Genomic DNA, 9040 nt, shown 5'->3' with positions numbered 1-9040 from the left:
CGCGTCGCTGCAGCGTCGCATACCCGTCGACAGATGGTCGCCTCCCCCGACGACGGGCAGCCTTGACAGATCGACGAACACATGAACGTCCGCCCAGACCTCATCCACGCGCCCCGTCGAGGTGACACGATCGAAGGGGGCGATGAGGAGCCCTTGCTGTTCGATCGACACCGAACCCCTCGGGCGCCGTGGGCGCCTCAGATCTGGAGAAGACGATGACGAACACCCCGATCACCGCCGGCCACACGATCGGCGAATGGCTGGAGCACCCGACGGGCGGACCGGCGATCCGCGAGATGCTGGCCGCCTCCGGCACCGACGAGGGAGCGCTCGGGCCGGCCCTGACGATGCCGCTGCAGCAGCTCGTCGCATTGAGCGGCGGCCAGATGCCGCAGTCAGTCGTCGACGATCTCCTGCGCGCCGCGAACGGTGGGGAGCTGCCGGAGGCGTCCGGGTTGTGGGTCGAACGCATCACGCCGGGCCGCTTCGACGGGCAGAGCGTCGTCATCACCGGTGCCGGCGGCGGCATCGGTCTGGCCTGCGCGCAGCGGGTCGTCGCCGAGGGTGGGCGCGTCATCGCGGTCGACATCGACGGCGCCAAGCTGACGGCGGCCCGCGACGCAATGGGGCAGGAGCGCTTCGTCCCGCTCGCCCTCGACCTCACGGCACCTGACGCCGCGCAGCAGGTGCTCGACGCCGCGGATGGCCCGATCGACGCACTCGCCAACGTCGCCGGCATCAACGACGACTTCGCGCCGTTGCACGAGGTCGACGACGACGTGTGGCAGCGCGTCTTCGCCGTCAACGTCGACGCCGTCATGCGCCTGACACGTGCCGTTCTGCCCGGGATGCTGCAGGCGCGACGCGGCTCGGTCGTCATCGTCACCTCCGAGGCGGGCCTGCGTGGCGGCGCCTCGGGCGCGGCGTACACGGCGTCGAAGCACGCCGTCATCGGCCTGACGAAGAGCTGCGCGTTCATGTACGCGCGCGATGGCGTGCGAGTCAACGCGCTCGCACCGGGTGGTGTCGCGACCGGCATTCCGATGCAGGGCACGATGTCGGAATTCGGCGAGTCGCGTCTCGCGCCGGCGCGCGTCATCATGCCGGGCATCGCGGACGCGGCGCAGCTTGCCGCCTCGATCACCTTCCTGTTGAGCGACGACTCGACCAACATCAACGGCGCGGTGCTCACCTCGGACGGCGGGTGGTCGGCCGCCTGAGCCTCAGGGGCTCGGATTTGGCGGGATTCCGGGGTTGTCGGCGTGATGTGGTTGGGTTGTTGTCGACGAGGAGAACCCGACCACACCGACGCCGAGGAGGCGCACCGATGGTGAACGACACCCCCGCAGCATCCGACGACCGCTCGAACGGCACGTGGCGCGACGTCGCGTCACCGCAGGCGCAGGCCGACCTCGACGAACTGCTCTCCGCAGCGCTCGGCGCGGCGATGGAGCACCTCGAGAAGAACGGCGAGTTCTACCCGTTCGCGATGTCGGTCGACGGCGAACCGACGATCGACTCCACCGGTGAGCCGACGGCCGCGAGCAACCAGGCCGTCGCGCCGGACGTCGACGTCGTCTTCGCCGACCCCGCCGCGCTGGGCGAGCAGCCCGAGCCCGAAGCGGTGCTGGCCGAGCTGCGCCGCGTCCTCGCGGTGCGCGCCGAGAACGAGAACCGCACGGTCGCGCAGCGCGCGACGGCCATCGTCCTGTACGTCGTCGTGCCCGAGTTCGGTGACGCGGTGCGCGTCGACCTCGAGCACGCCGAGGGTGTGCAGCTCATGGTGCTCGCGCCCGTCAAGGGCAAGGGCAAGTCGCGCAAGCGCACCTTCGAGTACGGCGACCTGCGGCTGTTGCCGGGCCAGCGCCACATCTGGTGAGCCGCGCCCTCGACCTCGTCCGCGATCCCGCACGACGACTTCGCGCAGCGGGATGCCCCGTCGACCACACCGAGCAGCAAGGCTGACATGACGAACGAATCGCCCGACGACGCCGTGGCCGGCGCTGTCGAGACCGTCCACCCCGGCGCGCAGGACGTCGCGGGCGACTTCGCCGCGTCCGCGGATGCCGCTGCGCGGGAGGCGAACCCGCGCGTCAAGACGCTGACGCAGCGGTTGCCGAAGACGTTTGACGCCGACCGCATCTACGAGGAGTTCACCGCCTGGGCGGGCGATCGTGGCCTCAGCCTCTATCCGCACCAGGAAGAGGCCATCATCGAGGTGCTCGACGGCAAGAACGTCATCCTCGCGACGCCCACGGGCTCGGGTAAGTCGATGGTCGCGACGGCGGCGCACTTCGCGGCGCTCGCAGGCGACCGGGTGAGCTTCTACACCGCGCCGATCAAGGCTCTCGTGAGCGAGAAGTTCTTCGCGCTGTGCGAGATCTTCGGTGCCGAGCACGTCGGCATGCTGACGGGCGATGCCTCGGTCAACGCCGACGCGCCCATCATCTGCTGCACCGCGGAGATCCTCGCCAACATCGCCTTGCGCGAGGGCGAGGACGCCGACATCGGCCTCGTCATCATGGACGAGTTCCACTTCTACTCCGAGGGCGATCGCGGCTGGGCGTGGCAGGTGCCGCTGCTCGAACTGCCGCAGGCGCAGTTCCTGCTCATGTCCGCGACGCTCGGTGACGTGCGCCGTTTCGAGGAGGACATGACGCGTCGCACAGGCCGCGCCTCCGTCACCGTCGCGGGGGCCGAGCGTCCCGTGCCGCTCAGCTATCACTGGTCGACGACACCACTCAACGAGACGATCGAGGAGCTGCTCGAGACGCGTCAGGCGCCCGTCTACGTCGTGTTCTTCACGCAGGCCCAGGCGCTGGAGAACGCGCAGGCGCTCATGTCGCTCAAGGTCGCCTCCCGTGAGGATCGCGACAGGATCGCCGAGATGATCGGCGACTTCCGCTTCTCCACCGGCTTCGGCAAGACGCTCTCACGACTCATCCGTCACGGCATCGGTGTGCACCACGCCGGCATGTTGCCGAAGTACCGCCGTCTCGTCGAGACGCTCGCGCAGGCCGGTCTGCTCAAGGTGATCTGCGGCACCGACACGCTCGGCGTCGGCATCAACGTGCCGATCCGCACCGTCGTGCTCTCCGGCCTGACGAAGTTCGACGGCACCCGCCAGCGCATGCTCAAGTCGCGCGAGTTCCACCAGATCGCCGGGCGGGCCGGCCGTGCGGGGTTCGACACGAGCGGCACCGTCGTCGTCCAGGCGCCCGAGCACGTCATCGAGAACACGCGCAACATCGCGAAGGCCGGTGACGACCCGAAGAAGCTCAAGAAGGTGCAGCGTAAGAAGCCGCCGGAGGGTTTCATCAACTGGAGTGAGGAGAGCTTCGAGCGCATCGTCGCGAGCGAGCCCGAAGCGCTCGTCAGTCGCATGCGCATCACGCACTCGATGCTGCTCAACCTCATCGCCCGCGACGGCGACCCATTCGTCGCCGTGCGCGATCTCGTGCGCGACAACCACGAGGATCGCAAGGGGCAGGCGAAGCTCGCTCGCCGCGCGATCGGCCTCTACCGCGAGATGCTGGCCGCCGGCGTCGTCCGGCGACTCGACGAACCGCAGGCCGACGGGCGCCAGGTCGACCTCACGGTCGACCTGCAGGACAACTTCGCGCTCAACCAGCCGCTCGCACCGTTCGCCCTCGCCGTCCTCGACATGCTGAGTCCCGACGACGCCGCCCCCGCCCGCGGTGACGCGCCGGAGGTCGACACCTCGACGAACGAGGGCGCACGCGCCGCGGCGCGCACGAACGCGCAGGACTACGCGGTCGACGTCGTCAGTGTCATCGAGTCGATCCTCGACGACCCTCGCCCGGTGCTCATGGCGCAGCAGCACAAGGCGCGCGGCGTGGCGATCGCCGAGATGAAGGCCGACGGCATCGAGTACGACGAGCGCATGGAGCGCCTCGAGGACGTGACGTGGCCGAAGCCGCTCTCCGACCTGCTCGATGCGGCGTTCGAGACGTACGCGCAGAGCCAGCCGATGGTGCGCATGTACGAACTGTCACCCAAGTCCGTCGTGCGCGAGATGTACGAGAATGCCTGGGGTTTCGGCGATCTCATCCGCTTCTACGACCTCGCGCGCAGCGAGGGCGTCGTCCTGCGCTACCTGACCGACGCGTACCGCACCCTGCGTCAGAGCGTGCCCGAGTCGAAGAAGAACGAGGAACTCGCCGACCTCATCGAGTGGCTCGGGGAGGTCATCCGTCAGACCGACTCGAGCCTGCTCGACGAGTGGGAGGCCCTGACGCACCCGGGTGACGCGCCGGTGCAGCAGGAGACGGTGCTGAAGCAGCGTCCCCTCACGGCCAACCCGCGCGCGATGAAGGTCGCCATCCGCAAGGCGATGTTCAAGCGCGTCGAGCTCGCAGCGCGCGACGACGTCGACGGCCTCGCCGCGCTCGACGCCGCCGTCGCGGCGACGACCGACCCGCCGACCGAGATCGTCATGGATGCCGACGCGTGGGATGCCGACCTCGGCGCCTACTACGACGAGCATGACGAGATCCTCCTCGACGCGGACGCCCGCGGGCCGAGGATGCTGCGCATCACCGAGCAGCCCGACAAATGGGAGATCCGCCAGGTCATCCACGACCCCGATGACGACAACGACTGGGGGATCGACGCGGAGGTCGACCTCGCCGCCTCCGACGAGGCGGGCGTCCCGCTCGTCGTCGTGGTCGGCCTCAACCGCCTCGGGGACTGACGCGCGTCCGCGACGAGCGGCGGTCATCGAGAGCCGCATACCGGCCAAGGACGAAAAGCAGCCGAGCCAATCTTGTGAGCACGGGGAGCCCCTGACGACGAACACCGAACGCACGGGCTCGGGTCGAGCACGTACCCTGACCCGGTTGTCGGCCGGCGCGGTGTCGCACGAGCGTGCCCAGCGCGACGCATTCAATGAGACAGCCACGCCTCACCCCAGCTCGTCGAAGGAGAACACGGTGGATCAGCAGGTCGGCGCCCACGCGGTCGAGGGCTCGGCGAGCACGGACGCCCCGGCGAGCTCAGAGGGTTCGAGTGGCCTGACGCGCAGCCTCGGGCATCGCACCATGCTGATGATCGGTCTCGGTTCGGCGCTCGGCACGGGCCTGTTCTTCGGTTCCGGCGCGGCGATCGGGGTGGCCGGCCCGGCGGCCGTCGTCAGCTATGCGCTGGGCGCGCTGCTCATCGCCGTCATCGGCCTCGCCATGGCGGAGATGGCGACCGCCCGCCCCGAGCCGGGCAGCTTCGGCGCCGCCGCGGGGCGTTACCTCGGGGAGTGGGCCGGCTACGTCTCTCGCTGGTGCTACTGGGCGGCGAGCGTCATCGCGCTCGGCGGCGAGGTCGTCGCGGCCGGCGCATATCTGCAGTACTGGTGGCCGCAGACGTCGCTCTCCGTGTTCGTCGCCCTCGTGGCGCTCGCGATCATCGTCATCAACCTGCTCTCCGTGCGCGCGTTCGGCCGCGCCGAGGTCGTCTTCTCCACGCTCAAGGTGACGGCTCTCGTCGCGTTCATCCTCGTCGCGCTCGTCCTCGTGCTGTTCGGCGTGCCCGGCCATCCCGCCACCGGGTTCGCTCACCTCACCGACCACGGCGGGTTCATGCCCGGTGGTATGGAGTCGATCTGGTTGTCGATGTCGATCGTGATGTTCGCCTTCGTCGGCGTCGAGGTCGTGCCGATCACCGCGGCCGAGGCCGACGACCCGCGCCGCAGCGTCCGCACCGCGATGCGCGCCCTCGTCGCCCGGCTGGGGTTGTTCTACGTCATCGCGGTGGGTCTCATCGTCACGCTCAACGCCTGGACCGACGTCGCGTCCGCGAAGGGCCTGACGGCGAGCCCGTTCGTCAAGGCGTTCGACGCCGTCGGGCTCCCGGCCGCCGCGGGCATCTTGAACGCCGTCATCCTCGTCGCCGCGCTGTCCACGGGCAACGCGCAGCTGTACGGCGCCGGTCGGCTCGTGCACTCGCTCGCCGTCGATCGTCTCGCACCACGATTCCTCGCCCGCACGACGTTGCGGGGAGTGCCGCTCGCGGCCACGCTCGTCTCGACGTTCGGCCTCGTCCTCGCGATCTACCTCGCACAGACGGGGGTTGCCGACATCTTCACCAAGCTCGCCTCCATCGCGATCTTCTCCGTCATGGTGACGTGGCTGCTCGCCCTCGCCAGCTTCATCGCGTTCAAGCGCCGCGGCGACGTCGATGGCAGCGTCCACCTGCCCGGCGGCAGTGTGACGGCGGCGCTCGGCGTCGTCGGCGTGCTCGCCGTGATGGCCACCGCGTTCGAGGTCGACGACATGCGTCAGGCGGCGCTTATCGGCAGTGGCTGGGTCCTCGTGCTGCTCGTCGCGTACCTCCTCACGCGGGCCGGGCGAGCCCGGGCCCGTACCTCCTGACGCCCCACCTCACCCCTGCGGTGGGATGCTGCGGCCCCGACTCGATTTTCCGCGCGAATGGTGGTGGGGTTGGAGGCATGAGCGCGCCCGTGACGTCCACCTATCGCTTCCAGCTGCACGCCGACTTCCCGTTCGACGCTGCCCGCGCGCAGTTGCCGTACCTGAAGAAGCTCGGCATCTCGCACGCCTATTGCTCGCCGATCCTCACCGCCGTCCCCGGTTCGGTCCACGGCTATGACGTGCTCGACCACACCCGTGTCAACCCGGAGCTGGGCGGCCGCGAAGCGTTCGAGCGGTTCGCCGACGCCGCGCACGAGCTGGGGCTCGGTGTCGTCGTCGACGTCGTGCCGAACCACATGGCGTTCGTCGCGCCCGAGTCGAGCAACGCGCCGCTGTGGGCGCTGCTGGCAGGGGGGAAGGACGCCTCGACGGCGCATTGGTTCGACGTCGACTGGGACGCGCTCGACGGCGCGCTCGGCGTCCCGATCCTCGGCAAGCCGCTCGACGAGGAGATCGCGGACGGCTCGATCACGCTCGACCGCAGCGGTGACGAACCCGTCATCCGCTACTACGAACACGTCTTCCCCGTCGCCGACGGTTCCCTCGACGGCATCGGCGAGGCGCCGCAGGGCGACGAACTCGCCCGGCTTCTCGAGCGTCAGCACTACCGGCTCGCGTTCTGGCGCGATCGTGACGCGGTGCTCAACTATCGTCGCTTCTTCGAGGTCAACGAGCTCATCGCCGTGCGCGTCGAGACCGACGACGTCTTCGACGCGACGCACGCGCTGCTGCTCGAACTGCATCACGCCGGCCACATCGACGGCTTCCGCATCGACCACCCGGACGGACTGGCCGACCCGGCCGGATACCTCGCGCGACTGACGCAGGAGTGCCGCAGGGGCACGCCGATCTGGGTCGAGAAGATCCTCGAACCGGGCGAGCACCTGCCGAGCGACTGGGCCTGCGCGGGCACGACGGGTTACGACGCGATGGCCGCCATCACTGCCGCGCTGGCCGATGACGTCGCCGCCCCGACGATCGAGGCCTGCTGGCAGCGTGCGCTCGGTGACGGCGACGCCCGCGACGTCGAGGTTGCGACGCGCGAGGCGAAGCGCTTCGTCGTCGAGAACGGTCTCGTGCCGGAGGTCGAGCGGCTGACGCGTCGCGCCGCCGAGGTGCGCCCCGACCTGCAGCGCGAAGCACTGCGTGCCGCGATCGTCGAGCTGCTCGTCGCGGCGCCCGTCTACCGCGCCTACCTCGTCCCGGGCGCCCGCATGGCACCGGAGTCGAAGCACCACCTCGACGAGGCGCTCGAGGCCGCGCGCGAGGCCCGCCCCGATCTGGCCGACGAGCTCGATGCTCTCAAGCGCATCGCGCTCGTGCGTCCGCACGCCGGGGCCGACGAGTTCGACGACATCGAGCCGGCCGCGTCCGACTTCGCGGTGCGTCTGCAGCAGACATGGGGCCCGGTCATGGCGAAGTCGATCGAGGACACCCTCTTCTACCGGTGGCACGCGTTGACCGCCCTCAACGAGGTCGGCGGCGACGTCGACGTCCTCGTGGACGCCGGCGCGCACCGTCTGAACGCCTGGGCGCAGCACAACGCCGAATACTGGCCGCGCACGATGACGACGCTGTCGACGCACGACACGAAGCGCAGCGAGGACGTTCGCGCGGCGTTGCTCGCGATCGCCGGTGACGACGAGGCGTGGACGGCGTGCAGCGACGCCGCGTTCGCGCTCGCCGACGCGATGGGCGTCGACCGGCCCGCGGCGGCGCTGGCGTGGCAGACCATCGCTGGATTCTCCACCGCCTACGGCCCGTTCGACACCACCGATGCTGACGGCGCCGCACCCGACGCCGTCCACGGGCGGCGCGATCTCGGCATCGACGCGGATCGCCTGAGCGAGTACCTGACGAAGGCGCTGCGCGAGGCGAAGGTCTACACGGCCTGGATGGACGGCGACGAGGCGTACGAGAAGCAGGTGCTCGCCTTCGCCACCGCTGTCCTCGAGGCTGACGACGCCGCCGCCCCTCGAACGGGGGAGAGCGCTGCATCGGCGCCGGCCGCCGAGACGCTCGCCGCGGATCTACGCCGCAGCCTCCTCGACGCGCGTCGACGGAACGCCGAGGCGATCACGCTGACCGGGCACACTCAGAAGGTGCTCGAGCTGTTCCTTCCGGGCATCCCCGACACCTACCAGGGCTCGGAACGTCCGACGCTCAGCCTCGTCGACCCCGACAACCGTCGCCCGGTCGACTACGGCGAACTCGAGCAGCTCCTCGACGTCGGGGGCTCGCGTCCGCGCCTCGTGCAGCGTTGCCTCGCCGCGGACGTCCATGCGCCGGCGAACCCGGGGTCGGGTTACGAACCGCTCGAATCCGACAGCGAGTTCCTCGTCGCGTTCGAGAGGACGGTGCCGGCAGCGTCCGTGGTGCGCCGTCAGATCGCCGAGGCCGGGCGTCTCGTCGAGGCCGCGGGGCGTCAGGTGAGCAAGTTGGTCAAGCGCGCCCAGGGCGGCGAGCAGACTGACGCACCGACGCCCGCCGAGGCGGACGCGACTCCGCTCGCCGTCGCCGTCATCGGGGTGCGCGCTGCATCCCGGGCACTGCGCACGGGCGCGCTGGCCGATGCCCACGTCAGCCTGCCTGCCGGA

Annotated in this window: 5 protein-coding genes; all 5 read left to right on the top strand. The window is 70.0% G+C overall.

The window, feature by feature from the left end; translation table 11 throughout:
* Nucleotides 1–215: 215 nt before the first annotated feature.
* Complete coding sequence (locus B2284_RS13615) at nucleotides 216–1220, top strand: SDR family NAD(P)-dependent oxidoreductase (RefSeq protein WP_136788815.1); 1005 nt, start codon at nucleotides 216–218, stop codon at nucleotides 1218–1220.
* Nucleotides 1221–1327: 107 nt separating this feature from the next.
* Entirely contained in the window at nucleotides 1328–1879 is a 552-nt protein-coding gene (locus B2284_RS13610) for a hypothetical protein (RefSeq protein WP_074045670.1), read from the top strand.
* A gap of 87 nt (nucleotides 1880–1966) precedes the next feature.
* Nucleotides 1967–4714, top strand: a complete 2748-nt coding sequence (locus B2284_RS13605; protein WP_205747148.1) for a DEAD/DEAH box helicase — start codon at nucleotides 1967–1969, stop codon at nucleotides 4712–4714.
* Between the two features lie 238 nt (nucleotides 4715–4952).
* A complete protein-coding gene (locus B2284_RS13600; RefSeq protein ID WP_006946461.1) occupies nucleotides 4953–6383 on the top strand; it encodes an amino acid permease in 1431 nt (476 codons plus the stop codon).
* Between the two features lie 77 nt (nucleotides 6384–6460).
* The coding region (gene treY / locus B2284_RS13595) for a malto-oligosyltrehalose synthase (RefSeq protein WP_286697642.1) at nucleotides 6461–9040 on the top strand (2580 nt) is incomplete at its 3' end.

Source organism: Dermacoccus sp. UBA1591, from assembly GCF_002322065.1.
In the GTDB taxonomy this organism is placed as follows: domain Bacteria; phylum Actinomycetota; class Actinomycetes; order Actinomycetales; family Dermatophilaceae; genus Dermacoccus; species Dermacoccus nishinomiyaensis.
Note: the sequence above shows the minus strand (reverse complement) of the source record. Positions and strands in the feature narration are given on the sequence as shown.

Coding starts and splice junctions, on each gene's coding strand:
- B2284_RS13615 (WP_136788815.1), top strand. CDS start 216: ATGACGAACACCCCGATCACCGCCGGCCACACGATCGGCGAATGGCTG.
- B2284_RS13610 (WP_074045670.1), top strand. CDS start 1,328: ATGGTGAACGACACCCCCGCAGCATCCGACGACCGCTCGAACGGCACG.
- B2284_RS13605 (WP_205747148.1), top strand. CDS start 1,967: ATGACGAACGAATCGCCCGACGACGCCGTGGCCGGCGCTGTCGAGACC.